Below are 25,231 nucleotides of genomic sequence, written 5' to 3'. Positions count from 1 at the left end.
ATTTTCCCCTCTCACGCGCGAGGACCGCGGTTCAACTCGGCGTTGCCTGGAGCCGTCTGGTACGACCAGTCGAACACCACGTACTCCGACGTCCGGAATGCCACCCGGACCCCGGCGAAATGCACCCCGTCTGGCCTAACGATCCGGAAGACATAGGCGAACCCGGGCACGGCCTCGATCGTGACGCTACCAAAGCCCGTGGACGGCGCGCGATCGATCGACGTGAGGTCGCCGATGGGTTGCGTCGAGTAGAGCGCCATGGTGACACCGGCGCGCGCCGGTGTGAACCACAACGATCCGTCCTGGTGGCGCTCGATGACAAAGTCGAGATCGGTGCGCGCCGACGAGCCAACGACACCCAACTTCTTTGTGGCATCTTCCACAAAGAGAAAACCCGAGCTGTCGCGCCGCGCAGTCGTGGAATAGACGAAGGCATTTCGCGCGTCAGCCCGCGGCGTATCGAGGCGCGATTCGCTCCACTCGCTCTCGTGTCCGTCCCGACTGATTGCCGTCACGGCGAAGCAACGTGATGCGCCGTTCGCGAGATTGCCGGCGTAGAACGCGTCCGTCACCGTAGATCCTTCGACAACCCACGTGGCCGTGCACACGCCGCGCGTTCCATCGTATGCCGTCGAATAGACACGGTAGTAGTCGAACGTGCCATGCGCTGCGTCAACAGCATTGCCTCGCCACGCAAGCTGCACCGCGCCGTTGAGCGATATCGACGAGAGGCCGAGCGGCGCAGGCAGCCGCGAAGAAACAAGGTCGATGGTGACGATCGACGATTGCGCGAGCTCATCACCCTGCGCGTCGCGCGTCGCGACGTAGTACTGCGCCTCCGGAACGCCGGCATCGTGGAACGTTGGCGATGTCGTTGTTGCGCGGAGCTCCCACGCGCTTCCGGCTGACGTGCGGCCGTAGACATTGAATGAATTCGCCCGTCCCGTAGCGGGCACGTCCCAGCTGAGCAGGACGCCGAGCGGATTGGCCGGATCGCCGCTCGGGACAAGCTGGTAGGTCAAATTTGCGGGCGCGTCGGCGCTCACCGTAAGACCGGTGAGCTGTTCACACGCGACGAGCGACAGCGGCATTGCAAGGACCAGCAACTGACGAGACAATCTCATTGGTGCGCTCCTGGGTGGGGATGCGCACGCGCTTAACGCATTCCGCGCACCCAGCCGACCACAACACCTAAGTGATTGTGTCTCGCTCTCTTGCCGTTTTTAGAGATCTGGCGAGCGTCCCCGCTCGAGGACAGCGCGCTGACCCCTTCTTAGAACGGAGGCGCCCCGTTGCGAACTGTCGCCTTGTTGTAGTCGAACTTCAGATCCGGCTCGGCCTTGAGCGCAATCGTGAAGTTGAAGGCGAAGTTGCCGTTCGGCGACTGTGTGAAGCCAAAGATCGCGCGCCAATCATGCAGTTCGCGCTGGAGCGACACGATCTGGCTGGCAAACTCATGCCGCTGGATGTCGTACGTCGTCTGCCACTGCGTCGCCCACTTCTGCGTGAGGTTGAACGAAATGCTCGAGTTGAGCGACGTCGTGGGCGGAATCTTGTACAACTGACCGCCGGCGGTCTGCGTCAGCACGGGCGAGTCGATCGTGGGCTGCGTACCGATCTGCGCGATGCAGGCGTTGAACAGGAACGGGTTTCCGCCGGCGATGGTTTCGCACCGCTGGCGAGGGTCGAAGTTCACGACATTTGTTCCGACGGGCGGTCGCGGACTCGAATGACTGAATTGGAATTGCGCGCGCCAGCCCTGACTCGGCGGAATGATGAAACGGTCGCCGCCGCGCATCGTGCCGGCTACCGGTGTTGCCGCCACGATCGCCGACAGCGTGTCGTCGGAACGCGGACGCACCTGATCCGTGCCGGGTGTGGGCGACTTCTGCGCCTCTGGCACCGCTTTACCGAACAGTCGCGCGAAGACGGCGAGCGGGTTCTGTCCTTTGCCGATGTTGAACGAGGCAGAGACAGTGGTGAGATAAGGCTTGAACACCGCCGTATCGCTCAGCGGATTCCCCTGGAAGAGCGAATAACTGCTGGAGAAATCGAAGCCAGGCAGGAGTTCGGAGTTCAGTGAATAGCCCCATGTTTCGCTCGTGACGCCAGCCCACTTGGAGTGAACGCCCGGCGCGTGCGCACGCTCAAAATCGTAGTTGATCGGTGTCATCGTGATGCTGACCAACCGCAGGATTTCGCCCTTGGCATTCGCCGAGGTATCGGTCCTCGAGCGGACCTTTCCTTCGATGTTCTGCGTCAGCCCAAAATTGATCGCGTTCTGTCTCAGGTTGCCCAGGTAGCCAAACCGTGTGCGACCAAGCGCGAGCAAATACTCATCGCTCACGCTCGATGCGCCGGCGTAGTTGTAGCCGATCGACGGAGTGATCGAATGACGGAAGCGCTCGAAGGGACCGAAGCCGCGGAACAGTCCGAAAATGGTCGGTGACGCCGAGAGACCATAGGTCAGGCGTTTGCTTTGATGGACATACCGACCGTTGGTGCGCTCGCTGGCCACCCAGAACGGACCTGGATCGACGTTCTGCAAACTCACGCTCGGCGTGAGGTTGAATCTGTTTCGCGCCAACGACGGCAGTGTGAAGTCGGGCGTCCAATCGATGTCGGTTCGATACGTCGCGGCGAAGACCCGATTCTCGATGACCTGGCCGCTGTTGAGATCGTAGATCGCGACCTGCTGCGGGAAGTTGTTTCGCTGCTGATTGACGCGAAACGAGTTCTTGATGTCGCGACCGAAAATCTGGAGCGGCGTGTCGAACGACAGCGCGGATTGCGACGAGCCTCTTCCCTTTGCCGGCAGGCTGTCCGTCAGGCCAGTAACGGGATCCTGATGAAAGACCACTGAGCCGACGCCCGGCTGATCGATGTTGAAGACGTCGCTGCGGCTATAGCTCATTGTCGGCGTCCAGCTCAGCCACTGTCCGAGCGTGATCGGCGTCGTGGTGATGGACAGCGTTGGTAGCGTCTGGTCGACCTGTTCGCGACCAGGATACTGCTTGCGCGTGGCGCCGAGTGACAGCGAGGCCGGTCCGAATTTGTTCTGATAGCTCGCCTGCGACGCGATCGTCGCGAGCGCCGTGTACGGATTGAAGGTGTTCTGCCGCTGAAGCGTGGTGCTCGTGACGTAGTTCAGACTCGTGTTGAAGTGCGCATCATGCGAGAAGTCCTGCTGATGCGCCCAGCTGATCGCGAGATTCGTCGGCCCATTGGACTGCTGGGTGTAGCCAAGGCCGATCCGTCCGGCGAGGAATCGATCCAGCCACTTATACTCGAAGTCACCGTTGTAGCGCGTCCAGCCCGGATCGTTCAGCGTGGAGCCCGCGGAGCTGCGCCAATCGAGCCACGTTCCGAAGTCCATGTAATCGCTGAGCGCCCAGTAGTAGCCGACGTGATCGACATTACGACGGTACGTGGGACTGTTGCGCACGATGTCGCCGACGCCGAATTGCGGCGCGAGGATTCCGCTGTGACGACCGGAGCGCGTATCGCTGAAAATGAACGGAAGCCAGAGGACCGGAACGTCCTTGATATAGAGGACCGCCGGCCGCGCGACGATCGTGTTGTTGCCAGTACGCTTGGCTTCTCGGTACTCGAAGTGATAGTCTGGAATCGAGTCGTCGCAGCTGGTGATCGAGCCGCCACGCGCGTACAGCGTGGAGTTCTTGGCGTTCAGACTGTCGGCGACGACCTTGGCGACATTGACGTCGAGATACCACATCTCGCCATTGTTCACCGGGAAGCGCGCATTCGTCACGCTCACGGATCGCTCGGCGAGACTGTAGTCGCCGCGCCCGTGCCCAGTGATATCTGCCTGGCCGCTACCGGGCGAGCTGAAGACGTAGCGTCCGCCCGTCGTGACGCGGCGAGTCGCCTCGCTGTAGTAGATGCCGCTGTCGCTCACGACGATCTGTGAGTCGCGATCGACGATCGCCCGGCGCTTCTTTGCGGCGAGCAGGTCTAAGACCTTACTGTCCGCATTGAAGAAGGCGGTGTCGCCCTGATAGCGAGTGATCGTGTAGTCCTTCTTACTCAACAGCGATTGCGCGACCGAATCAGGCGTCGGCCACTTGATCGCGGTGCTGTCCGGTGTCGTATCGCGTTTCACCGGCTGCAGACCGGAGCTACGAACCGGTGGTCGGCCAGGAATGATCTGAGCCGCGGATGATTGGGCCATCACGACACCGACGAGGGTCGCGACGATCACCCGGCCGACGAGGGCGTTCACGCCAAGCCCTCCGCCTGCTCCTTTGCGGCCAGCGCCGCCCGGCGGCGTTGCTTGCCGCGGAAAATGATATACGCTCCGACCACGCTCAATTCGTACAAGGCGTAGAGCGGCACCGCGAGCGCAATGGTGGTCCACACCAGATCGCCCGGCGTCAAGAAAGCGCCAATGATGATGATGGCAACGATGGCGTGGCGACGGTATTTCGAAAGAAACTGCGGCGTCACGATGTTGAGCGCCGCGAGAGCGAGCACCACGATCGGCAACTCGAAGCTGATGCCGAAGGTCAGCACCATCGTAAAGAGAAATCCGAAATACTCTTCCGCGGTGATGAGCGGCTTCATCGATGCCGAACCGAAATCGAGCAGCCAGGGCAGCGCGAGCGGAACGACGACGAGATATGCCAGCGCGGCGCCCGCAATGAACAGGAGCATGCCGCTGAACAACACGCCAATGCCCACGCGCTTTTCATGCTTGTGCAGCGCGGGCGCGAGGAACAGCCAGAGTTGGTAGAGAATGACCGGCGCCGCGAGCACGAGGCCCACGGTCATCGACGTGTTCAGCGCGATGCTGAACTTGTCACTCGGGTGCGTGAAGTAGAGAACGTGTTCAGGGAGATAGGTGAGGATCGGCTTGGCCAGGATCCCCACCAGATCGAAATGCAACGTCACCCAAAACCCGATGCCGATTGCGACGAACACGGACCCCAGCGCATAGATGATGCGCCAGCGCAATTCCTCGAGATGGTCGAGGAAGGGCATCTCTCCCGACATTGGCTGCTGCTTTGACATTCAGCTCTGGGCTCCGCTACCGATCTTTATCCCGATCCCTCAGAAAATCCCGAGCGGTTCGCGCTTCGTCGGAATCGGGGTAGTCTCGCTGAACCCTATTCAGGGCCATGCGAGCTTCGGCCTTCTTGTTGGCGTCCCAGAGAAAAAGCCCATGCTTGTACAGCGCCGTCGCCGCCTCGGGACTCTTGGGATACTTGTTGAAAACGAGCTGATATACCGAGTCCGCAGCGGTTGTGTTCCGATCATTCGCGTAAGAAACCGCAATGTAGTACTGCGCCCGCGGCACTTCTGGCGCACTTGGCCACGCGCTGAGCAGCTGTTCAAAGGCAGTGCGAGCCGTGCCATTCGCGCCTTCGTCGAGCAACTGCCGGCCTGTGGTGAACAGCGTGCCAGCGCCAGGAACGCCAGAGGGTGCTCCGCCACCAGCCGCCGCGACCGGAGGCGCGGCGCCAGAATTCGACTGCTCCTTCAGGGCCTCGATCTGCGCACGCGTGTCCTGAACGTTTCGCGTCGTCTGTCCGAGGAGCGATTGCATCGAGACCATCTGGCGAGCCATGCTGTCGAATTCGCCAGTCGCCGTGGCCTGGAACGAATAGAAACGCGCCGCGAGCACGCGGAGCGAATCGTTCATTCGATCGATGTTGCCCGAGAGCGCAGCGATCTGTTGACGGCGCTGTTCATTCGCCCGGAGGATCGACGTGTCGACGATACCGAGCTGCGAGCGTGTCGCCCGCAGCTCATCCTGGAGAAGACGAATGTCGCTCTTCGAGGCGAGACAGCCCGTGGATGCGATCAGGATCGACGCGACGACCACCCGGGATTTCATGGCTTGCGCAGCGTCTGTCCACCGGCGGTGATCTCAAACTCGGCGCGACGATTCTGCAAGTACGCACCCTCGTTCGATCCCTGCGCGATGGGACGCTCCTCCCCGTAACTCACCGTTTCGATCCGCGTTTCCGGAATGCCATGCTGCACGAGATACGCCTTCACCGCGGCCGCGCGACGCTGACCGAGCGCGAGATTGTACTCGTCGGAGCCACGCTCGTCCGTGTGCCCTGCCACTCGAATCATGACGCCAGCATTGGCCTGGAGAATCGGCACCTTGGCATCGAGCAGCGCACGATCTTCGGCGCGCAGATCAGACTGATCGAACTCGAAATGCACCATGGCGAGCAGCGTCGTGCGTGCGTTCGCCGCCGCACTCGCGGCGTCACGCGCAGCTGCGGCTGCGGCGTCGTCTGCTGCCTTGCGGCGAGCAGCTTCATCGGCGGCAGCGCGGCGTGCGGCTTCCTCGGCCTGCGCGCGACGGATGCTATCGGCGTTCGGTCCTGCTGGCTGCGACTGTAACGCGGGTGCCGGCGCTGGAGCTGGAGCCTTGTGACAGGCAACCGTGGCCACAGAAAGCACCGCCATCGCCAGCACTGCGATCCGTCGAGTGTGCATGATGTGAGTTCTCCGAGGTGGGGGCAGGGGGAAGACGCGGGGGATTTCTATCTTTCAAATGACAACGTACGAATTGCGACTTACGGCGTGGTGAGTCGTGACGACCACGATGCGAGCTTGGAACCCGACGACTTCGTGAGCTGACGGAGCCGATTCGACTCCGTATCCAGAATCCACAGCTGTCGAACGCCCGTTCGGGTCGACGTAAAAACGATATGGCGTGAATCGGGCGCCCATGACGGCTGCTCGTTCTCGCCCTCACTGGTCAGATACTTTGGCGTACTGCCGCTCGCGCGGATCGTCCGGATCTGAAAGTGATCGTTCGTGCGTTCCTGATAGGCGATCTGTTTTCCGTCGGGCGACCAATCCGGATCCGAACGGTAGTTCTTCGTGCTGAAGTCGAAGTTCGTCAGAATCTCGACGTTCGATCCATCGGCGTCGGTAATATACAACTCGGGATGGTTTTGCTGGTCGCTGTTGAACACGTAGCGCGTGCCGGTCGGATTCGGCGTGGGCTGCGTATTCTCGGTTCCCCGCAACGACGTCATACGTCGCGGTTCCCCGCCGGCGATGCCGAGGCTGAACAAATCAGAGCCGTTGTCGCTTACCCGTGAAAACACAATCGTGTTGCCGTCAGGCGAGAACACGGGCGTGATGTACTGTGTGTTGCGCGGCGCGGTCGCCAAGGTGCGCGACCGTCCGGTAACGAGATCCATCAGGATCAGGCGCGATCCCACCGAGCCAAAGGTGTTGTAGACCAACGTCGAACCGTTGGGGCTCCACGCCGGCGAGAATCCGTTCTCTTCGGTCGGAACGGTGATTTCATTGGCGCCGTCGCTGTCGACGATGCGAATCGAGCCGCTGCGAAGGTAGGAAATTCGCGTCGCCGCGATGCCGCGCTGCCCAGTGATCCATCGCTCGACTTCATCAGAAGCGCGATGCACGCCGAGGCGCCAATCGCGGCTCAGCCCCGACGACGCGAGCGGCATTTCGCCGACGTTCATTACCTGTGACTTGCCGACGTCGTGCAACGCGACGTGAAGACCAGTCGCCACCGACGTGATCTGCACCACGGCGGCCGCACCAATACGCGCGAAGAGCGGATAGCTGAGTCCGCCACCTGCTTCCGTCCGAAGTGCGTTCGGATCGGCGCTGTCGATCGGAATGACAGTGAAGCGGTCGCTCCAATCCAGGTCGCGCTGAATGATCGTGCGAATGGAATCGCCAAACGCGCCAGAGACCGGGAGCACGACAACGGGAATCTTGCCCGACGCGTCATACGCGCCATTCAGCTTGATGCCACGAAACGTCGTGTCCTGCGCAGAAGCGACGGCCGGAACGACGGCAGCCACGAGAAGGGCGCAAACGCACGCGCGAAGAGAGCGGGTCATTTCGAAAGCGATGGGGAGAAGCGAAACGTCACGGGAAGAATGTCTTCGTGGAAACCAGGAGGCAGCGCGCCAAAGCCCTTGTCCTTCGATGCTGCTTCGACCGCGCCGTACGCCTGCATATCAAACGGATAGTTGCCCGACCTGGTCACAAACTTGATGCTCGTCGGATCGACCGTTCCATCGCGCTGAATGACAAAGCGAACTTCGGCGATGTACCGCGCGCTGGTCGAATGGAACTGCTTGAGAATCTGACTGACGACGTTGGCCGTGTAATACGGATACGGAAATTCGAGGCCGTTCGTATCGATGTTGGCAACGTCCGCTCCCTTCCCGCCCGTCGGACCGCCGCCAGCTGTTGCCTCTGGCGTCGTGGGCGCGGGCTTGGTCTCAGGCGGCTTCGGTGCTGCAGTCGCAGTCGCGGCCTTCTGCGTCGGGGCCGGCTTGGGCTTTATCGCCGGAACCTTTGGCTTTGGCGTGACCGTCTTCGTAATGGGCGGAGGCGTTGCCGCCGGAGGGGCTTCGGGCGCAGGCTGCACGACGCCGATCGCGCGCTCGCCCGCCGGCGCGGCGAACAATTGCACGCGATACACCGGTGGCGACGGTGGCGTCGCACCTGGACGCAACACCAGAAGCGCGGCGACAAGACCGCCGTGAAAGACGACCGACGCGACGACGCCGCCGGTCAACCGCGGTGCCTGCACCACGCTAATGAATCTCCTCCGGCTCAGTCACCCATCCGATATTGCTCACGCCGCTGGCAGCCATGACGGCCATCACCTGTGCGACGACCCCATAGGGGACGTCCTTGTCTGCCCTCAGATACACACCGTTGCGCGTCTTGTTCTTGGCCAGCGCCCGGAAAACCACCTTGAACTGCGCGACGCTGAACTTTTCGTCGCCGATCGAGACCATACCCAGCCGATTCACGGTCACCGTGAGGCCGTCTTTTGACTCGAGTGGCTTTGCGTCCGTCGCCGGGAGCGTGACGTCCACGCCGCCCTGCATCATGGGCGCCGTGATCATGAAGATCACGAGCAGCAGCAGCATGACGTCGATCAGGCTGACGACGTTTACGTCCGCATTCAACTCGAACCGATGGCGCCGCCGATGGCGAGCCATTCTAGATCCGCCCTTCGCGCACGAGCATCGCAATCAATGCCGTGCTGAAGCTCTCCATCTTTCCATCCAGACGGTTGAGGCGGCTCGCGAAGATGTTGTAACCAAAGGTGGCGGGAATCGCGACAGACAGCGCCGCTGCCGTGGCAATCAGTGCTTCAGCGACACCCGGCGCAACAGCAGACAGATTGCCGGATCCCTTCGTCGCGATTCCGAGAAACGCGTTGATGACGCCGAGCACCGTTCCGAGCAGCCCGATGAGCGGGCTCACCGATCCGATCGTGGCGAGCCATGGAAGGAAGCGACCAATGCGATCGCGCTCGTCCGATGCATCGCTATCGAGCACTAGGTGGAGAGTTTCGATTTGTGATCCGCTCAGCGTGGCCGACGGCGGCGCGTCGACGCCAATGCCCGACGGCGTCGATCGCTCGCGGATCTGCTGGCCAGCTACTCGCGCATCCGACACGAAGCGAATCCCCCGCATGAACAGTCGCGGCAGCGCACTGGGCGTCGCACGCTTGGCGAAGGCCAACGCCTCGTCGAGGTGCGTCGCGTGCTCGAAGTCCTTCTTGAACTTGTCCGCCGCGTTGAGCGCTTTCGAAAGCGAGCGCCACACGCCGAACATGATCGACCAGCTCAACAACGAGAGCAACGCGAGGATAACGAGCACGACTTGCGTCATCGTGCTCGCGCTCAGGATGAGATCGATTGGGCTCGAGGGGATCGCGCCCTGAGTGGCTTGGAGGACAGGCAGGATGAGAGGCACGAGAGGCGGGTTCAGGTTCGCGCCGTTTCGACGGCGGGCTTGTTCGCGCGTGCAGCGAACCAGCTGTACGTGTCAGCAAGTCCTTCAGCGAAAGACACTCGCGGCGACCATCCCAATACCGCGCGAGCCTTGTCTGTGGCAATGAACGAGTGAGCCTGTTCGCCAGGCCGTTTCGGGGCGAACTCGAGTGACGTGCGCGCGCCCGCCGCAGCAAGCAGCGTGTGCGCCAACTCGAGCACCGACTTCCCTTCTCCGGTTCCGACGTTGAACGAACGATCGTCGACCTGCCGCGGCGAATCGAGCTTGGTCGTCGCGGCGCGATAGGTGGCGTCGGCCACGTCGGAGACATGGACGTAGTCGCGCGTCTGTTCACCGTCGCCAAAGACCGTCAGCGGCCGACCTTCGATGATGCGACCGCAGAAAATCGCGACGACGCCAGCCTCGCCATGCGGATCCTGACGCGGACCATAGACGTTTGCGTAGCGCACGCTCGCGGCATCGAAGCCGTGAATGCGCGTGTAATACGAGAGATAGTATTCGACCGAGAGCTTCGCGACTGCGTAGGGCGAGTCAGGTTCCTTCGGAGTCGTTTCGTGGTTTGGCGGCGTAGAGAAATCGCCATAGATCGCGCCGCCGGTCGACGAGAACACGACCCGCGTGTTCGCCGCGCGCCCGCTCGCCCGCAACGCCTCGAGCACGTTCAAGCTTCCGAGGATGTTGACGCTCGCGTCGAACATCGGCTCGGCCACACTGCGCCGCACGTCCATCTGCGCGGCGAGATGCACGATCGCATCGAACGCGCCGTTGGTGATGATCGCTGCGCCTTCCTCGCTGCGGATGTCGACGACATTCAACGTCGCGCCTGCGGGCACATTCTCGCGCTTTCCGCTCGACAGATTGTCGATGATGTCGACCGCCCAGCCTTTCGACAGGAAGAGATCACAGACGTGTGATCCGACGAACCCGGCCCCGCCCGTCACGAGAACCCGCCGCGTCATTCATCTCCCCCGGAGTTGGTAAGCATTGGCTCGCGAGCCGATTCGTTCGCGTGATCCAAGCCAAACAGGTATCGCACCGTGTCGACGACGCCAAGCCCGCGGCCCTCGGCGGCGGCGGCCCGCAGTCGTACCGACGGCTCGTGCAAGAATTTGTTCATGAGTGTTCTGGAAAACTCCTCGACGAGCGCGCGATCCGCCGGCGCGAGGTGGTCGAGACGTCGCAACGCATCTGCGAGCTCACGGTTGCGCAGCGTTTCCATTCGCGCGCGCATCTCCTTGAGCACCGGCACCGCGGACAAGCCGCCGAGCCAATCCCAGAATCGATCGGTCTCGCCGGCGATCAGTTGCTCGGCCGTAGGCAACTCGGCGCGACGTCGCTCGAGATTGGCCGATACGACGGCCTGCAGATCGTCGAGGTTGTACAGGAAGACGTTTCCGAGTTCGCCAACTGACGGATCGACGTCGCGCGGCATGGCGATGTCGAGCACGCAGAGCGGACGGTCGCCACGAGCCGCGAGCGCCGGACGAACGTGCTCCGCGAAGACGATCGGCCGAGGCGCCGACGTAGAGCACACGAGCACGTCGACGTCAGCGAGGAGCGCCCACGATTCGTCGTAATGCATCGCGACCGCGCCGTACTTCGCCGCGAGTGCCGTTGCGCGCTCGAAGGTGCGATTCGCGACGATCGCCGCCCGCACGCCCTGATCCGTCAAACACTCCAGCGCGAGTTCAGCCATCTCTCCCGCGCCGAGCACCATGGCACGCTTGCCCGACAGCGATCCGAAGATCTGCTTCGCCAACTGCACCGACGCCGAGCTTACGGACGCGGCGCCGCGCGCAACGGCCGTCTCGTTGCGCACGCGCCCAGCGACGGAGAGCGACGACTGGAAGAGGCGATTGAGAATCGGCCCGGAGTGCGTGCGGCACGATTCCCACGCGTCGCGCACCTGTCCGTGAATCTGCGCTTCACCGAGCACCATCGAATCGAGACCGCTCGCGACGCGGAAGAGATGCGTCACGGCGTCGCGATCGCGGCGAACATACCCGTACGACGCGGCGTCGGCACCGAGGCGCTCCGAAAGCGCAGACCAGATCACCGACGCGGCGTCATTGGTCGACTCGACGAGATAGATCTCCGTGCGATTGCACGTCGAGAGAAGCACGGCTTCGCTCGCGTCGGTCGCGCTGCACAGCGCATCGAGCGCGTCGTCGGTCTCCGCTGTGCGATAGGCGATTCGCTCGCGCACATCCAGCGGCGCACCGCGATGATTCACGCCGACGACGATCACCGCCATGCGGCCATCCCGGCGTCGAATTCACCCGCCTCGACACGCTCGCAGAAGTTATCGCCGACGAGTGCATTGTTCGCCTCGATCCAGCGATCGCGTGCGCCGCGCTCGAGCAAACTCGAACGCAGCATTGTCAGGGCACCGACGGCCTCGCCGTAGCGCGTATCGACGATCTTCCCAACACGATCGCGAATGCGCGCCGCGGCAGTTGGGACACGATCAGCGGTGACCGCGACCGTCACTCCGCCGGCGCGATGTACGGCGGGAGTCGCACAGTTTCCCTGCTCTGGCGCAGTCACCACATTGACCAAACGGCCACGGGCGCGAGCCGCTGCGGCAATTCGCGCATTCGTCTCAGGGTCGTCGGTCGCGACAATGACGAGTAGTTCGTCGCCGAAATGTTGGTCGTCGAAGCGCGCTTCGATCACGTGCACCCGGCCACTCGCCAGTGCGATCTGACGAATCTCCGGCGAAACGTCCGGCGCAACGACGCGAACCTCCGCGCTAGCGGCAACTAGGCCGGCGACCTTTCGCGTCGCAACGCGTCCCGCGCCGACGACAAGCGCCGAGAGCGTCGCACCGTCGAGCATCAGCGGATACGCGCTCACAGGAATTTCCCCACGGTCGGATCGACGACGCGGAACGCGACGTACAACACGAGCACCGCCACGAACGCAGCACTCGAGTATTTCGCGGCGCGTTGCGCCTGCCAGCCGCGCGTCAGCCGTCCGAACGCCACGCAGCTCACGGCAAGCCACGCACCCGTGCCCCAAACGATCTGCGGCAGATTGAGTTCGTGGTACGCAAGCGAATACGTCGTCGCGAGCACGACACCGAGCGTGAGTCCGACCCAGCCCGCGATGGCGGCGAGGTGATTCACACGATCGAGCGTTGCGAGCGGCGGAAAGAATCGAAAGAGCGTGGTGAATCGGCGCGACCGCAGTTCGCGGCGCTGCAGCAAGTACATCGCGCCGGCTGCAGCCGCCGTCGCGAATGCCGCAATCCCGATGAAGCTCAGCGCGATGTGCGCGAACAGCCATGCGCCGCGCGCTCCTTCCTGCGATCGACCGGGCGCCAGGCCGATAATGTTGGCGCAGATTGTCGGAATTGCCGCGAGCGGAGCGGCAACCAGCGTCACGCTGACGTCGCGCGCCAGAAACTCAACGACGAAAAGCGTGGCGGCGAGGATGAGCCCAGCGAACGACAGCGATGGCCCCAGACCCGTGAGCGGAACGGCGCCAGCCGAAAGTCCGAACGCGACGAGAGCCACGATGTGCGCGGTGACGCCCCCGGCAAGCGCCGCGAGAACCCCCCGAACAGGAGCCTGAACGGGACGCGCAAAAGGCACCGCAGCTAATGCCGCGGCGCCTAGGTAAAACGAGATGGCGATGAACTGGGCGATCGCTATCATGGCGCTCGCCCAAATCTAGTGCTGGTACAGGAGTTACGGCATCGCCGGTCCTACAGCTTTTCGCGCTTAAGGCATCTTTGCGGCAACGCGGACGTTCGTTCCGTCCTCGATGCGCGGTTGTTCGTGCGCCGTGATGATCGCGGTGGCGCCGTACGGGGTCACGCGAAGCACCTGTGCGCGGCCGATGTACAGCTCCGGAATCGCGAGACCGTCATCGTCCAGCGGACGCTGACGCGGCTTGTATAGGTCGATCTGGTCGCCCGTCGAAATGCCGTCGCGACGCGAAATGTCGATGACGACGTAGTTCTGGAGGCTCGGGAGAACCGGCTCCTCCTTGATCCAGCGAATCCTTCCTGCAACACCGTTTGTGACCGGCAGCGGACCACCGCGGACAATCGCGGCGCTGCTGTCGTAGGCAATCAGCCGCTGATTCTGCAGGACTTCGCCGAACATCTTCACCACGCGACCAATGGCGGCTTCGCCGTTGCGCGGCGAACGCGTGATCTCGATCACGCCCGTGGGGATGACGATCTGCCCGAAGCCTTCGATGAGCGGTCCGAGGCGATACGACAAATAGAGTTGGCGTTCTGGCGCGACTGCACCGACAGGCGGTGCGACAACGACGCCGTCGTACAGATTCATGCGCGACTGATCCTTCGACCGAATGCCGGGAAGGTCGCGCGCCTGCATGATGTACCCAGAGCCGCGCGGTCCGCCGTCCTGATCGACCCACGGCGACGCGGCATATTCGCCGACACGAACCGCCGAATGCGCGGGTTCGAGTTGCTGTTCACGCGGCGCGGGCGCAGCAGCGGGCGCGGAAAACGCCGACGGCATTTCCATCGGTGCCGACTGCGCTTGGACCGGAACCGCGACAGGTTCTGGCGCCGCTACGGGCGGAGTCACGGCGACAACCTTGGCCGTGCGACCCAGCTTGAGCACTTCGCCAGGATAGATCCAGTGCGGATCCTGAACGACATCGGTATTCAGCCGATAGATGTCCGGCCAAAGGTATGGATCACCGAGATACAGTTTGGCGATATCCCACAACGTGTCGCCACGCTTCACCGTGTGGGACGCGGGGGTCGACCCAGCCTGCTCTTGAGCGAGCAGAGACTGAGGACGGGCCGCGCCGAGCGCGAATGCGGCAAGAGCGGCGCAGATCATCGGACCGCGTTGCCGGCTGCGGACATCCCGCACGAGCATAGCGTCAACTCCAGACGAGTTAGTAAATCCAAATGGCGGCAGACAGTGCCGACCTCAAGCGCTGGACGATCGTATTACGACGTTGGAAACGCCGGCCTCAATGAATGAACACGCTCTGTAAGGTGCGTCACAGTTCATTGATGACGGACGACAGTGTTCTCAGAGAAGAGCGAAAAAACTTGGCTACTTCGACAAAGGGCCCGGCGATGTTCGCCGGGCCCCTGTCGTTGCATCAGTCGCGCCGCGTTACGCGCCCGTGCACGCGTTAGGATCGTTCCAGTTGCGCACTGGATCGGCCGGCACGTTGGCGCTGTTCGTCTGACGCTCCGCCGTCGGATACAGCAGGCGGCCCGGAATGGCGACCGCTCCATTCCCCGGCACGAGCGCGGGATAGCAGCTGCGCTTGTAGTCGTTCCACGACTCGATGTTCTGGAAGAGCACGATGTACTTCTCGTTCATGATCTGCTCGAGCGTCACGGGACCCGTAACCGCCGTCAGCGTGATCGCGGTGTGCCACGGCGTCGTCGCCGCCCACGCCGCGCGCTCTTTGTTCAGCGTATCGAGCGCCGCTTGGAGGTTGCCGCCCTTGAACAATGCCTCGGCCTTGATGAGCAGATTCTCATTATACGTCACCAGCGGTTGCCCGTAGGCGTCGGTGAGTCGCTTGGCGCTGGCGTTGCCCATCGCCGTGGTCAACGACTGTCCCGGCGTGGCGCCAACGACCGTCGCGGCACCGGTCGCCTTCTGATACAGCTCCAACAGACGTGGATCGTTGGTGTTGGTCAACAGATTCACACCAAACGCGCCAGCGCGCATGTACGACGTGCGCTGACCGACGACTTGGAACTGATACCAGTCGTTCTGTTCACCGGCGGTGCTCGTCTGCACGGTCACGTAGTCACCCGCGTTCGACGAGATACCGAGGTTCGCCTCGGCCAGTGCCTTCGCGTAGCTGGACGCATCGCGTTCGGCCGTGTGCAAGTACAGACGGGCCTTCATGGTGTGCGCGAAAGCAATCCACTTTGCGCGATCGCCCTTGTACACCAGCTCCGCCGACGACGGACCAGCACCTGCACCAGCACCCAGCGCGGTGATCGCGTCGCTGAGCGCGTTCTGCAGACTGTCGTACACCGTCTTCTGCGGATCGTACGCCGGCGTGGGGAACGCGTCGGGCTGACCGGCCTGCGTGTACGGTGCGTCACCCCAGATGTCGGCCGAGACGCTGATGAGCCACGCCTTGAGAATGAGCGCGATGCCAAGCATCGTCTTGTCGCCGGAAGCGCGAGACGCGTCTTCGACCTTCTTGAGGTCGACGAGACCAGCGCCCGTGTATGGCGTCGTGAAATCGGCGCCACCGCTCGCGTCGAGCGAGTACTTGTCGATGACCTGATACTGATTGCCGACGCCAGCCATTTGCTGCATGAACATCGACGTCTCGCGAGCAAGATCGCCGTTCACGAACTGCCACAACTTTGCTTGCGTCGCGACGATGCGCTGCGTCGACGTCGCCGTCGTGGGGGCAGTCGGACTGGTGACGCACTCCGCGCATCCCAGATAGTCGCTGCAACTCGTGGCCGCGATCAACGCTGTCGCCGCGAGCGCCATTCCAATATTGCGATTCATATTAGACAATACTCCTTGGCGTCAGCGGTTCAGGCCGATCGAGATCACGAAGGATCGCGTCTGCGGCATGTTGAAGAAGTCATAGCCCTGCAAAAGTGCCGAGGCGCCGGCAAGGTTGGTCTCCGGATCGAGGCCGCTGTACTTGGTCCACGTGTGCAGGTTGCGGCCGGCAAGCCGAATGTCGACGCTGCTCAGGCCCATGCGACGCACGACAGAGTTGTCCATCGCGTATGCCACGGAGATCTCGCGCAGCTTCGTGTACCCGCCATCCTCGGCGAATTCTTCGACGATGTTCGAATTTGCCGTGCCGTTGCCCGTGTACCACGCTTCTCCGATCATCACCGGAATGCCAGCGCCCGGACCAGTGACGGGTCCCGGCAGTAGATCGGTGCCGAACACTTCGTTGACGTCGCGCTTCTCGGTGTCCTTGTGCGTGCCAAAGTTGTAGAGCGAGCCTTTGGTCGTGTTCATGATCTGGCCGCCCTGCTTGTGATCAACGAGCGCGGAAACCTGCCAACGCCCGAACGTCAGGTTGGAGTGAAGACCACCCGTCCACTTCGGATTCGGGTCGGCCACCTGACGAATGTTCGGATCCTTTACCGGGAAGCCCGACGCGTCGACGTACAGCGTGCCCGTCGCCTTTCCAGAACAGGCCGAGTCGAAGTCGTTGATCACGGCGTTCTTGTTGTCGCGCAGCGCTGATTGGATGCTCATGCCGCAGCGGGCAAAGCCAAGGCCGCGATATACGAAGCTTCCGCCGGCAACCGCCTGCGGAGACGCTTCGGCAAAGCTGCCGCCGCCTGCGCCGACGAAGAGCGCGCCCTGAAGGTCTTCGACCGTCGTCTGGTTCTGCGCCCACTGAACACCGACTTCCCACGTCACGCGTCGCGTCGTGATCGGGCGAAGGTTCAGCGTCGCTTCCCATCCCTTGCTGCGCAACGACGCTCCATTGAGCTGCTGAGCGCTGAAGCCCGACGTCGGCGGACGCGGCACGCTGAGAATGACGTCGACCGAGTGCGTGTTGTAGTACGTGAGGCCCGCGTCGGCCCGCTGATTGAAGAATCCGAAATCCATTCCGGCTTCGACTTCCTTCTGCCGTTCCGGCTTGAGATCGGGATTGCCGCGCGTTCCGGAGCTGAGCAGACCACCGAAGCCGCCTTGCGTCGCCTTGGTGACGTCACCGTAGCCGCTGCCGAAACTGCCGCTGCCGAGCGTCGTGTTCGTCGAGTAAACGCCAGGCTCCTTGCCGGTCTCTCCGTATGAGAGGCGCGCCTTTCCGTAGCTGAGAAGTCCACTCTGCGTCGTGTTGCCGAGTGCGTTCGTGAATGTCCACGCCGCGCTCGCCTTCGGATACCACGCGCGCGGATTGGCCTGACCGAACGTCGAGAAGCCGTCGTTACGAACGCCGGCGGTAAGGAAAAGCTGATTGAATAGATCGCTCGTCACCTGGCCGAAGTACGACTCGGTGTGAATCGTCGACAAGCCTTCAGTCGACGCCTGCGTGACAGTGTTGTTGATCGCGAACGGCTGCGGCGCGATCAAGTCGCTGCCGGTCACCGAGAGATCGCGAACGCGTCGGCTGTTGAGGTTCTGGCCGAGTGTGAGCGTGCCCGAGAAGCGGTCGCTGAATTCGTGCGACGCGGTGGCAACGAGGTTGTGGTCGAGCTGGAGACGTTCCGCCGTGGTACGCTGCACGCGTCCCTTGGGGAAATCGCTCGCGGTGAGCGCATACCCGGTCATCTGGGTGTCGCCGTAGTAATCGCCACCCAGCGAGTACGCGACCTTGAGCCAGAGCGCGGCTTGATAGTCGATGTTCATCGCTGCCGTCGTACGATCCGTGAGCTCCGTGTTCGGGTTGTTGTTCAACGCGAAGAGCGGATTGTCATACCCGCGCGACGTGAGCAGCGACGACGCGCCCGGATGCGGGAAGCGATACGAACGCTGAAGGCCCGTCGTGGAATCGAGGAACGGGAAGTTGTTGAAATCAGGCGGCGTACGAAGCGCGCCGAGCATGAGCCCCGACACCGCGCCACCGTTCAGTAGCGCAGCATTGCGCACGTCGACGAACGCAACGTTGCCGCCGAGCGTCAGATTGTTCGAGACTTTGTGCGACGCCTTGAGTCGAGCGTTGTTCTTCGTATAGAAGTTGTTGTTCCCGACGATCACGCCCGTCTGGTCCGTGCGACCTCCGGACGCGAAGAACTGGTTCTGGTCATCGCCGCCGGAAACCTGAAGCTGCGAGTCCATCGTGTGACCGGTCTGGAACAGCTCGCCGAAGTGATCGTACGTCGGGCCGGTGATCGCCGGGCCCCACGACGTCGACGTACCGGAGCAGTTCTCGGTGGTGCATGTGCCGGCGACACCCTTGGTTCCCTGCCCGTACTTCGTCTGCAGCGGGAAGCTCTTGGTGACGTCGTCGTTGGTCATGTTGGAGCGCAGCGAATAGCGCGTCTGACCGGGATGCCCACGTTTCGTGGTAATCAGGATGACTCCGTCCGACGCGCGCGCGCCGTAGATGGCCGCGGCCGCGGCGCCCTTGAGGATCTCGATCGACTCGACGTCAGAGGGATCGATGTCCGAGGCGCGGTTCGGCGTATTCGCGCCACTCAAGTTCGATCCGTTGATCGACGTCGAGTTGTCGATCGGAATGCCGTCGACGACGAACAGTGGCTGTGCGCTGCCCGACAGCGACTTGATGCCGCGAATACGGATGTACGACGACGCGCCCGGCGCACCGGAGCTAGACACGATCTGCACGTTCGGCGCTTTCGCCGCCAGCGCATTGACGATGTTCGACTCGTTGCTGTGCGAGATAGCTGCCGAGTCGACGGTGTTGATCACCGTTCCGAGTTTCTCGCGGGTCGTGGCGGTGCCCGCTCCCGTGATCACAACTTCGCCGAGTTGTAGCGGATTCGCGATCAGCGTGAAGTCCTGCGTGATCGCGCCTGCGTTGAGGGTGACTTGAGCAGTTCGCTCCTTGTAACCGATGATCCTGACGGAGAGCGTCACCGCCTGCCCGCGAATGCGAGTCGCGGGGACGTTCAACGAATACTCGCCGCTTTCGCGAACGATCGTACCGAGACCGAATTCGGGAATCGCCACCGTGGCGCCAGGCAGCGCGTTGCCCGCTTCGCCGCGGACATGACCTGTAATGGTGGCGTTTTGTTGTTGGGCGGAGACCACGGCCGGCGCGAGTGCAAGACAGCACGCGACGCCAACCGACCACAATGAAGGATGTTTCATGAGTCCTCGGCTCGGCGGATTTCCGCCGAGTTGCTGCGATGGGTGGACATGAAAGCGCTTCGGACGGGCCAACGTTACCCGTTCGTGACTCGAGTGGGAACCAGCGCGCGCTCGTTCTTTGTGATGACCCGGACAAGAGTAAGGAAAGTGAAATCGCCGGTCGCCGAGTCGAGGCGCGACAGTTCACGAATCAACGATCCGGCACACGGCTCGCACCTACGTCTTGACAAATCGACGGAGCCTGGCGAAAGCAGCCCATTCGGAACCGCCTTGCCGGATTGGTGAGAAACTAGTATTTACAAATGCTGATGTATCCCGCCGACGATGGCGCAGCCGATCATCGTTCAGGGGATGAGGTAGATGAAACCACACGTTGTTTGGATGTTGGCTGTCGCAGGCACCTTCGCCGGCGCGCTCGCGTGTAGCGATCCGACGATCCGTCTCCCCATGAGCGGGCCCCCGATGGACTCAACCGTCAATGCAGTGGCGGTGTCCCCGCAAACTGCGACCGTGAAAATCGGGGAGCGGCTTCAGCTCGCCGCGTCGGTCGACGCGGGAGCCGGTGTTACGCTGCGGACAGTTGCGTGGTCGTCGTCGAACGTCGCCATCGCCACGGTGAGCGACGCTGGATTAGTCACACCGGGAACACTCACCGGTGTGGTGACAATCACAGCCACCTCGAGGGCCGATACGAGCGTCAAAGGCACATCGGTCATCACGATCACCGCTCCGCCCGCATGAACCTCGCGTCCGTCGGTTCAAGCTGCGCGATTGCCCTACGCGAGATCACTCCGATCGCAGTGCGATCGCAGGGTCCACACGCGTTGCTCTACGCGCGGGGAGGTAGGCCGCTGCCAGCCCAACAAGGCCAAGAAGCAAACACGTTGCGCCGAGTGCAACCGGGTCTGCCGGCTGGACCTGAAAGAGGAGCCCGGCCAGAACCCGCGAACTCGCGAGTGCTCCAACGAGACCAAGCGCGCCGCCAACGCCGACGACCGCGAGCGCCCGCCGGAGCACATCGCGGCGAACCTGCTCCGGCCCTGCACCAAGGGCCATTCGCAGGCCGATCTCGCGCGTTTCCTCGCGCACGGTGAAGGCCATCACGCCATAGAGACCAATGGCCGCCAGCAGCAACGCGACGAGGGCAAAGGCGCCGAGAAGAAAACTGCTGAGTCGTGGCGCGGCCAGCTGCGTGCCCAGCAGATCATCAAACGAGTGCGCGTCCCAGATGGTGAGGCGCGGATCAACTTGCGCGAGTGCGCGTCGCAGCGACGGGAGCACCGTGGAGAAATCCCCGCTCGTGCGCACGGCCACTGTGGCCGTCCATCCTGGAAAGAACTGCTCCGACGGGATGTATATGGTCGGCGTCGCGACGCGCAGCGCGCGCAGGTGCGCGTCGCCGACCTCGCCCACCACCGTTCGCCAGACCACGTTGCTGCCCCTGAGCTGTCCCACACGCTTGCCGATCGGATTCTCTCCGGGCCATAGCTCCTCGGCGACCGCGTGACTCACAACGGTCACCGGCTGCGAGTGCTCGTTGTCAGAAGCGAGAAACGCGCGGCCGCGAAGCAGCGGAATCCCTAGGGTGCGAAAAAGCTCCGGGTCGCCAAGGTCGGCCGCGACCAGCGTCGCGGCTTCACTCGTCGACGCGCCTTCGCGAATGACGCCGGTGTTCCCGTGATCCGCGCCCAGGAACGGCGGCATATAGACGCTGCTGAGCGCCGTCACACCCGGCGTCGCGCGCAGGAGCGGCAGGACCCGCTTCCCGAGCGCGCCGACTTTACTGACGGAATCGTACGACGCGAGCGGATACGTCACGCTGAAGACAGACAGGTGGTCCGGGTCGAACCCGAGGTCGATCCGCTCGAGGCGCTCGAGGCTGTGAATCAGGAGCCCGGCGCTGGCGAGCGTGACAACGGCGAGCGCCGTTTGAACCGCGACGAGCGTTTGCTGAAGACGTCGTCTCTGCCGCGTGCGACCGCCGGCCCGCGTGTCGATGCGAAGTGGCGACGCCAGACTGCCACGCGCCACGGTGAGGCCCGGCGCGACACCGAAGACGAGTGTCGCGAGCAAAGAGATCACCGCCGCGGTCAGGATCGGTGCGCCCGCGAGCGAGATGTCGTCGATGCGCGGCAGTTGGGCAGGCGCGGCGGCAACGAGGGCGCGGAGCAGCGCCTCCGCAACGACGAATCCCGCCGCGCCGCCGAGGATCGCGATCACGACGCCTTCGGCGAGTAGCGACGACAGAATGTCCCCGAACGATGCGCCCACCGCGCGCCGGACAGCCAGCTCGTGGCTGCGGGTCGCGGCACGAAGGAGGAGCAGGTTTCCGACGTTGAGGCACGCGATCAGAAAGAGCAGCACCACTGCCGCCCCGAGAATTACGAGGATGGTGCTCGAGTTTCCGAGGACTTCTTCGGTGAGACCGACGGCGTCGACGTTGGTGACATGATACTTCCCAGTCATGTGCGCGCGCGCGAGAGCTTGCTCATATGCACGTTCGCGGAACGCCATCCATTCGGAGCGAGCTGCGCCCCGCGTCGCTCCGGGCGCCAGTCGTCCGATGGTGATGCCGGCGGTGGCCGGCGACGCGCGGGGGTCGCCTTCGTACGTATACCAGTTGTCGACGCCGGCCGGGAAGTCGAGGCCGGGAGGAGCGACACCGACGATCACGTAGTCCGCGAAGCGGTAATCCGGATCCCACGGGTCGCTGTTGTGTTTGCCCAGCACCGACGAATCCCCGCCGAATTTCTCCCGCCACGCGCGATAGCTGAGCACAACGGCGTGCTGGACGCCCTTGGCGTCGTCCGCCGACGTGATCAATCGCCCGAGGGCCGGCCGGGCCCCGAGCAGTTCGAAGAAGTTTCCGCTGACGGGGGCCGAGCGGAGAGAATAGGTGGCGTCGCCGATGATGTTCGGTGACGCAATCTGAAGCTCGCCGACGCCGGCCACGTCGCGCAGCGTCCTTGTTTCGCGGCGAAACGCCTTTCGGTCGTCGCTTGGCAGCCACAGCTCGTTCTTCCCAACGAAGGCGCGAAGAACGACGAGTTGCTGCTGATTCTGGACCGGGAGACGCTGGACGATCACCGTTCGAACGACGGTGGACATCGCGACCGCCATGCCGATACCGACGGCGAGGATCGCGGTCGTGGTGACGGCGATGCCCGGCGATCGCGCCAGGCTACGGAGCGCGATGCGCAGGTCACTGAGAACTCTGTCCATCGTGTCGCTCCATCGCGCGCGCCGGGCGCGCGCTCTGTCGTGGGTCTCCAGGTCTCGCGAAATCGCGTCGAGATCGCCAATCCGCTCGCGCGCCGCTCGCTCGGCGTCGGCACGCGAGAGACCGCGTGCCATGTACTCGCGAATGCGCTGGTCCAGGTGGAAACCGAGCTCGTCGTGCACGTCCGCTTCGATGTCTGGCCCCCAAAAGCGCAGATAGCGTCGCCAGGCTTTCATGTGCTCCTCACGCCAGCGACGGTGCGGCGCGCATGACCCGCGTCATCGCCTGTGAGAATCGGAGCCACGCCGCCGCTTCGTTCGCAAGGTGCGCCCGCCCGACGTTCGTCAGGGCATAGTAGCGCGCTCGCCGATTGTTGTCCGACAGCCCCCAGTCGGACGAGACGTATCCTTTGTCTTCTAGGCGGCGCAGGGCCGGATATAAAGAGCCTTCCTCGACGCGCAGCGCGTCATCGGTGGTCTGCTCGATCCACCGTGCGATCCCGTAGCCGTGCGCAGACTCGGCGAGAAGCGCCTTGAGAATGAGGATCTGAAGCGTGCCTTGCAGGAGATCGGAGGACCCGATCGGCATTTAATCTCCCTGTCACGTCTATGGGAGAGTTAGTCGCCGTCGCACCCCGTCGCAAGGCGGCGGCCGAAAGGCCTCGGCGCCCACCATCCGCCCCTCGGAAGGCTCAGGCTCGTCCGCAATACATACGCCGACGCCCCGCGTCCGTATGGAACGACCTTGCGTGCGGCGATGGCCCGCGCGATGAATGATATGCTGTGCGTCGCGACGATATTCACGCCAGGCAGCGTTCGCGCATCAGCTGGCCTGCGGCGGATCTGATTACCGATGCCGGGTACAACCGACAATGATTCCCTTTTTTGAACAGCCGGCCTGGCACCTGGGCCCACTGACCATCCACGCATTCGGACTGACGGTGGCAGTCGCGACATGGGTCGCTTCCACGTTGGCCGATCAGCGTTTCGAGCGCAAAGCGCTCGACGTTTCCCTTGGCCGGCGACTCGGCGGGTGGATGCTCGCCGGCGGCATTCTCGGCGCACATCTGTTCTCGGTGTTGCTGTATTTCCCGGACGAGCTGCGCGCCGACCCATGGCTCATTCTACGGGTATGGCAGGACGTCAGTTCGCTAGGCGGCATGCTTGGCGGGATCATCGGGGCGTTGTTGTTCTTCTCGATTCGCGCGCGCCGACTCGACTCCCACACCCGGCTTGCTTATCTCGACGCAATCGCATTCGTATTTCCATTCGGGCTGGCGATCGGTCGGTTCGGGTGCGCGCTCGCACACGATCATCCCGGCGTCGTGACGACCTTCCCACTAGCGATCAGCCTGAAGTCTGCCGCTGCGCAGTCGTACATCGCCCAGGTCTACGCCGCCGCTGGTCATGCTTTGCCTGCGGGGGCCGGCGTGATGGGCTTCCATGATCTCGGATTCTACGAGTTTTTGTTTCTGCTCCTGATCGTCGTTCCGGCCTTCATGTTCCTAGATCGACGACCACGAGCCTCGGGGTTCTTTCTCGCCGCGTTCGCGGGTTTGTATTTCCCCGTGCGTTTCATGCTGGATCTGCTCCGCGTATCGGACGCGCGGTATCTGCGCCTGACGCCGGCACAGTGGATCGCGTCGCTGATTCTCGCTGCGATGCCATTCATCACGCTGAATCGCCGCAAGCTGCAATTCGTAATCAGCGGCGCTGTGGTTCTCGCGACGGCGTGGGCATGTGCCGCAGGACCGCGCTGAGCACGCAGTCTCGGGAGCCGCGACGATTAGTCGTTGCGCAAGAAACGATACCGGCCAAAAAAGACGGGCGACAAATCCCGGAGGAAATGCCGCCCGTGAAGCTTACTGCATGAGATATCTGGGAACGACGATCCTATCTCACGTCTACAGACGCATGAGATAATGAGGACCTAGAACGGCAGATCGTCGTCCTCGTCCGCCAGCGCGCCCGGGAAATCCTCGAAGTCGTCCCCGCCCGCAGGCGACTTTGCCTTCGACGCCGCGGCCGGTGCGCGACGCGAACCACCGCCGTCGCTCTCGAAATCGCCGCCACCACCGCCCTTCCCTCCGCCGAGCATGATCATCTCGCGGACGTTGATCTCGGTGCTGTAGCGGGTCTGGTTCTCCTTGTCCTGCCACTGGCGATACTCGATGCGTCCTTCGACGTAGAGCTTGTCGCCCTTCTTCACATACTTCTCGACGATGTCAGCGAGCTTCGAGCTGTTCGTGTTCCACACGACGCAGCGATGCCACTCCGTCTTTTCCTGCTTTCCACCCTGTGCGTCGTTCCACGACCGGCTGGTGGCGAGAGAGAACGTGGCGACACGGTTACCACCCGTCGTCGAACGCACCTCAGGATCGTTCCCCAGATTTCCGATCAGCACGACTTTGTTCAAGCTACGGCTCACGAGCTCCTCCTGGCGAGAGATTGGGTACTCGCCGTTCACGGTATGATCCAGTCCTTGGTCGTGCGCA

21 protein-coding genes are annotated in these 25,231 nt (G+C 63.0%); 2 read left to right on the top strand and 19 right to left on the bottom strand.

Annotated features, from left to right (window positions below; all coding sequences use genetic code 11):
• Window positions 1-11: 11 nt before the first annotated feature.
• The 16 genes from AC6H4Z_RS11960 to AC6H4Z_RS11885 form a co-directional block, all read right to left on the bottom strand.
• Window positions 12-1,124, bottom strand: a complete 1,113-nt coding sequence (locus AC6H4Z_RS11960; protein WP_497546984.1) for a hypothetical protein — start codon at window positions 1,122-1,124, stop codon at window positions 12-14.
• A 149-nt stretch (window positions 1,125-1,273) separates the two neighbouring features.
• Complete coding sequence (locus AC6H4Z_RS11955; RefSeq protein WP_497546983.1) at window positions 1,274-4,243, bottom strand: putative LPS assembly protein LptD; 2,970 nt, start codon at window positions 4,241-4,243, stop codon at window positions 1,274-1,276.
• Window positions 4,240-5,031: a twin-arginine translocase subunit TatC gene (gene tatC, locus AC6H4Z_RS11950; protein WP_497546982.1), complete on the bottom strand. Its 792-nt coding sequence runs from the start codon at window positions 5,029-5,031 to the stop codon at window positions 4,240-4,242. Before tatC ends, AC6H4Z_RS11955 begins: the two co-directional genes overlap by 4 nt.
• 16 nt (window positions 5,032-5,047) lie before the next feature.
• Window positions 5,048-5,857: a tetratricopeptide repeat protein gene (locus AC6H4Z_RS11945; protein WP_497546981.1), complete on the bottom strand. Its 810-nt coding sequence runs from the start codon at window positions 5,855-5,857 to the stop codon at window positions 5,048-5,050.
• The gene (gene pal / locus AC6H4Z_RS11940; protein ID WP_497546980.1) at window positions 5,854-6,474 is read right to left on the bottom strand and encodes a peptidoglycan-associated lipoprotein Pal; all 621 of its coding nucleotides are present in this window, start codon (window positions 6,472-6,474) and stop codon (window positions 5,854-5,856) included. The genes AC6H4Z_RS11945 and pal overlap by 4 nt, the downstream gene beginning before the upstream one ends.
• An 80-nt stretch (window positions 6,475-6,554) precedes the next feature.
• Window positions 6,555-7,865 carry a TolB family protein gene (locus tag AC6H4Z_RS11935; RefSeq protein ID WP_497546979.1) on the bottom strand — a complete coding sequence of 437 codons (1,311 nt, stop codon included), beginning with the start codon at window positions 7,863-7,865 and terminating at the stop codon, window positions 6,555-6,557.
• Window positions 7,862-8,569: a TonB C-terminal domain-containing protein gene (locus AC6H4Z_RS11930; protein WP_497546978.1), complete on the bottom strand. Its 708-nt coding sequence runs from the start codon at window positions 8,567-8,569 to the stop codon at window positions 7,862-7,864. Before AC6H4Z_RS11930 ends, AC6H4Z_RS11935 begins: the two co-directional genes overlap by 4 nt.
• A gap of 1 nt (window position 8,570) precedes the next feature.
• The gene (locus AC6H4Z_RS11925; protein ID WP_497546977.1) at window positions 8,571-8,984 is read right to left on the bottom strand and encodes an ExbD/TolR family protein; all 414 of its coding nucleotides are present in this window, start codon (window positions 8,982-8,984) and stop codon (window positions 8,571-8,573) included.
• A 1-nt stretch (window position 8,985) separates the two neighbouring features.
• Window positions 8,986-9,747, bottom strand: coding sequence for a MotA/TolQ/ExbB proton channel family protein (locus tag AC6H4Z_RS11920; RefSeq protein WP_497546976.1), 762 nt, complete (start codon window positions 9,745-9,747; stop codon window positions 8,986-8,988).
• An 11-nt stretch (window positions 9,748-9,758) separates the two neighbouring features.
• Window positions 9,759-10,745: an NAD-dependent epimerase/dehydratase family protein gene (locus AC6H4Z_RS11915; RefSeq protein WP_497546975.1), complete on the bottom strand. Its 987-nt coding sequence runs from the start codon at window positions 10,743-10,745 to the stop codon at window positions 9,759-9,761.
• Window positions 10,742-12,040: a glutamyl-tRNA reductase gene (hemA, locus tag AC6H4Z_RS11910; RefSeq protein ID WP_497546974.1), complete on the bottom strand. Its 1,299-nt coding sequence runs from the start codon at window positions 12,038-12,040 to the stop codon at window positions 10,742-10,744. Before hemA ends, AC6H4Z_RS11915 begins: the two co-directional genes overlap by 4 nt.
• Window positions 12,031-12,642 (bottom strand): precorrin-2 dehydrogenase/sirohydrochlorin ferrochelatase family protein, encoded by a 612-nt coding sequence (locus AC6H4Z_RS11905; protein ID WP_497546973.1) that lies wholly within the window; start codon window positions 12,640-12,642, stop codon window positions 12,031-12,033. Before AC6H4Z_RS11905 ends, hemA begins: the two co-directional genes overlap by 10 nt.
• Window positions 12,639-13,445 carry a cytochrome c biogenesis protein CcsA gene (gene ccsA / locus AC6H4Z_RS11900; RefSeq protein ID WP_497546972.1) on the bottom strand — a complete coding sequence of 269 codons (807 nt, stop codon included), beginning with the start codon at window positions 13,443-13,445 and terminating at the stop codon, window positions 12,639-12,641. The genes AC6H4Z_RS11905 and ccsA overlap by 4 nt, the downstream gene beginning before the upstream one ends.
• A gap of 66 nt (window positions 13,446-13,511) precedes the next feature.
• Window positions 13,512-14,651, bottom strand: a complete 1,140-nt coding sequence (locus AC6H4Z_RS11895; RefSeq protein WP_497546971.1) for a LysM peptidoglycan-binding domain-containing protein — start codon at window positions 14,649-14,651, stop codon at window positions 13,512-13,514.
• A gap of 246 nt (window positions 14,652-14,897) precedes the next feature.
• Window positions 14,898-16,274: a SusD/RagB family nutrient-binding outer membrane lipoprotein gene (locus tag AC6H4Z_RS11890; protein WP_497546970.1), complete on the bottom strand. Its 1,377-nt coding sequence runs from the start codon at window positions 16,272-16,274 to the stop codon at window positions 14,898-14,900.
• A gap of 21 nt (window positions 16,275-16,295) precedes the next feature.
• The gene (locus AC6H4Z_RS11885; RefSeq protein ID WP_497546969.1) at window positions 16,296-19,517 is read right to left on the bottom strand and encodes a SusC/RagA family TonB-linked outer membrane protein; all 3,222 of its coding nucleotides are present in this window, start codon (window positions 19,515-19,517) and stop codon (window positions 16,296-16,298) included.
• Window positions 19,518-19,877: 360 nt separating this feature from the next.
• Between AC6H4Z_RS11885 and AC6H4Z_RS11880 the strand changes: the two genes are divergently transcribed.
• Window positions 19,878-20,258, top strand: a complete 381-nt coding sequence (locus tag AC6H4Z_RS11880; RefSeq protein ID WP_497546968.1) for an Ig-like domain-containing protein — start codon at window positions 19,878-19,880, stop codon at window positions 20,256-20,258.
• A gap of 45 nt (window positions 20,259-20,303) precedes the next feature.
• Here AC6H4Z_RS11880 and AC6H4Z_RS11875 read toward each other — a convergent pair whose 3' ends face one another.
• Both AC6H4Z_RS11875 and AC6H4Z_RS11870 read right to left on the bottom strand, forming a co-directional pair.
• Window positions 20,304-22,973, bottom strand: coding sequence for an ADOP family duplicated permease (locus tag AC6H4Z_RS11875; protein ID WP_497546967.1), 2,670 nt, complete (start codon window positions 22,971-22,973; stop codon window positions 20,304-20,306).
• Between the two features lie 7 nt (window positions 22,974-22,980).
• On the bottom strand, window positions 22,981-23,325 hold the full coding sequence (locus AC6H4Z_RS11870) for a PadR family transcriptional regulator (protein WP_497546966.1): 345 nt from the start codon (window positions 23,323-23,325) through the stop codon (window positions 22,981-22,983).
• 283 nt (window positions 23,326-23,608) lie between these two features.
• On the opposite strand from AC6H4Z_RS11870, the gene AC6H4Z_RS11865 reads away from it, so the two are divergent.
• Window positions 23,609-24,496, top strand: coding sequence for a prolipoprotein diacylglyceryl transferase (locus tag AC6H4Z_RS11865; protein ID WP_497546965.1), 888 nt, complete (start codon window positions 23,609-23,611; stop codon window positions 24,494-24,496).
• Window positions 24,497-24,666: 170 nt separating this feature from the next.
• On the opposite strand, the gene AC6H4Z_RS11860 is transcribed toward AC6H4Z_RS11865, so the two are convergent.
• Entirely contained in the window at window positions 24,667-25,164 is a 498-nt protein-coding gene (locus tag AC6H4Z_RS11860; protein ID WP_497546964.1) for a single-stranded DNA-binding protein, read from the bottom strand.
• Between the last annotated feature and the right edge of the window lie 67 nt (window positions 25,165-25,231).

The organism is Leucogemmata humicola (assembly GCF_055379415.1).
The sequence above is the reverse complement of the archived record's forward strand: the minus strand, read 5'-3'. Positions and strand labels throughout refer to the sequence as shown.

Excerpts from the sequence above, each read along its gene's own strand:
- AC6H4Z_RS11870 (WP_497546966.1), bottom strand. The coding sequence starts at position 23,325 with ATGCCGATCGGGTCCTCCGATCTCCTGCAAGGCACGCTTCAGATCCTC.
- AC6H4Z_RS11890 (WP_497546970.1), bottom strand. The coding sequence starts at position 16,274 with ATGAATCGCAATATTGGAATGGCGCTCGCGGCGACAGCGTTGATCGCG.
- AC6H4Z_RS11945 (WP_497546981.1), bottom strand. The coding sequence starts at position 5,857 with ATGAAATCCCGGGTGGTCGTCGCGTCGATCCTGATCGCATCCACGGGC.
- AC6H4Z_RS11875 (WP_497546967.1), bottom strand. The coding sequence starts at position 22,973 with ATGAAAGCCTGGCGACGCTATCTGCGCTTTTGGGGGCCAGACATCGAA.
- AC6H4Z_RS11865 (WP_497546965.1), top strand. The coding sequence starts at position 23,609 with ATGATTCCCTTTTTTGAACAGCCGGCCTGGCACCTGGGCCCACTGACC.
- hemA (WP_497546974.1), bottom strand. The coding sequence starts at position 12,040 with ATGGCGGTGATCGTCGTCGGCGTGAATCATCGCGGTGCGCCGCTGGAT.
- pal (WP_497546980.1), bottom strand. The coding sequence starts at position 6,474 with ATGCACACTCGACGGATCGCAGTGCTGGCGATGGCGGTGCTTTCTGTG.
- AC6H4Z_RS11925 (WP_497546977.1), bottom strand. The coding sequence starts at position 8,984 with ATGGCTCGCCATCGGCGGCGCCATCGGTTCGAGTTGAATGCGGACGTA.
- AC6H4Z_RS11895 (WP_497546971.1), bottom strand. The coding sequence starts at position 14,651 with ATGCTCGTGCGGGATGTCCGCAGCCGGCAACGCGGTCCGATGATCTGC.
- AC6H4Z_RS11880 (WP_497546968.1), top strand. The coding sequence starts at position 19,878 with ATGAAACCACACGTTGTTTGGATGTTGGCTGTCGCAGGCACCTTCGCC.
- tatC (WP_497546982.1), bottom strand. The coding sequence starts at position 5,031 with ATGTCAAAGCAGCAGCCAATGTCGGGAGAGATGCCCTTCCTCGACCAT.
- AC6H4Z_RS11960 (WP_497546984.1), bottom strand. The coding sequence starts at position 1,124 with ATGAGATTGTCTCGTCAGTTGCTGGTCCTTGCAATGCCGCTGTCGCTC.
- AC6H4Z_RS11915 (WP_497546975.1), bottom strand. The coding sequence starts at position 10,745 with ATGACGCGGCGGGTTCTCGTGACGGGCGGGGCCGGGTTCGTCGGATCA.
- AC6H4Z_RS11885 (WP_497546969.1), bottom strand. The coding sequence starts at position 19,517 with ATGAAACATCCTTCATTGTGGTCGGTTGGCGTCGCGTGCTGTCTTGCA.
- AC6H4Z_RS11935 (WP_497546979.1), bottom strand. The coding sequence starts at position 7,865 with ATGACCCGCTCTCTTCGCGCGTGCGTTTGCGCCCTTCTCGTGGCTGCC.
- ccsA (WP_497546972.1), bottom strand. The coding sequence starts at position 13,445 with ATGATAGCGATCGCCCAGTTCATCGCCATCTCGTTTTACCTAGGCGCC.